The following is a 1,508-nucleotide window of genomic DNA, read 5'->3' as shown; positions in this document are numbered from 1 at the left end:
AGGTTCTGTCGATTAAATTTATGGCTATTTCTGGCTTTTTCTTGAATTCTGGGTCATCTTTTCCTTCTGGTAATGAGCAGGGTAAGCTCATCTAATTTAGTATAAATTGTACTTGACAAAAAGACAAATATAAAAAATGTGGTATTTACGTATTAGCAATTTTATAATGCCTTAAAAACTAAGCCATCAAGCGGTAAAACTAAATGGATAGAGGATTCCTGCCCGTTGTGCCAAGGTCTAAACTACTGAAGAAGCCCTCACCTATCTCTATGCAAGAGTTACAAGGAAGCTTATCAAGTTATTTTGATGACGTACCCGACCCGAGAGTGAACCGAACCAAACGTCACTTACTGAAAGATATTCTCGTCATTGCTATATTATCTACAATAGCTGGAGGTGATGGGTGGGAAGACATGGAAAATTATGGAATCAGTAAGCAGCAATGGTTGCAAAAATTTTTAGACTTACCAAATGGTATCCCGAGCGATGATACCTTCCGACGAGTTTTTGAAAAGGTAGACCCGAAAGTTTTAGAACAGAAGTTGACTGAATGGGTTAAACAATTAATTGGACCAGTTGTCCAACAAGTTATCCCGATTGATGGAAAAAGTATCCGAGGTTCTTATGACCGAAAAACCGGGGAAAAGAATTTACATTTAGTGACGGCGTGGGCGAGTGAAAATCGGTTGGTACTTGGACAAGTTAAAGTTGAAAACCATTCCAATGAAATCACAGCTATCCCAGCCCTATTGGAATTAATCGATGTCACCGGAGCGATTATTACGATGGATGCGATGGGTACTCAAACCGAGATTGTACGGCTGATTCGTCAAAAAAAAGCTGATTACGTAGTTACTCTGAAAAAGAATCATCCCACCCTTTACAAACAAGTCAAAACCTGGTTTGAAACAGCCAGAGCCAAGCAATTTGGGGGAATTGAAGTGAGTGAAGATTCCCGAACGGAAAAAGCACATCATCGAATCGAAACTCGAAAAGTTTGGGCGGTTCCAGTGGGGGTTTTAGGGGTGCTTTACAAACAAGAAGACTGGACAGATATTCAGACTATTGTTATAGTAGAACGTTTCCGTTATCTGTGGAACAAAACCACTCATGAAGTACAATTTTACTTAAGTTCCTTACCCGTAGATGCCCAGCTTAATGGTCGCGTTATTCGTCAACATTGGAGTATTGAAAATCAAGAACATTGGGTTTTAGATGTCACTTTCAATGAAGATCGATCTCGCATTCGGTCCTTGAATAGCCCTCGAAACTTGGCTGTTATCAGACGGATGTCCCTGAATGCTGTAAATCAAGAAACTACTCTCAAGCGTAGCTTGCGACAGAAAAGAAAACGGGCTGCAATGAATGATGAATACATGATGCTTCTTCTCAAATCCTTTTGTCAAGGCTGATTGAGATGCTCTTACCCTGTGGTAATGAGTCGGCTTTTTTATATAATTCAATATCTAATGGCAGGCTCTTCTTACCATCATATAGATGACTTGTAA

Annotated in this window: 1 protein-coding gene; it reads left to right on the top strand. The window is 39.8% G+C overall.

The window, feature by feature from the left end:
- The first annotated feature begins 203 nt into the window (after nt 1-203).
- Complete coding sequence (locus QUA70_RS28395; RefSeq protein WP_333336361.1) at nt 204-1,412, top strand: ISAs1 family transposase; 1,209 nt, start codon at nt 204-206, stop codon at nt 1,410-1,412.
- Nucleotides 1,413-1,508: the final 96 nt, after the last annotated feature.

The sequence above is a fragment of the Microcoleus sp. LAD1_D5 genome, from assembly GCF_036702115.1.
Lineage (GTDB): Bacteria > Cyanobacteriota > Cyanobacteriia > Cyanobacteriales > Microcoleaceae > Microcoleus.
Note: the sequence above shows the minus strand (reverse complement) of the source record. Positions and strands in the feature narration are given on the sequence as shown.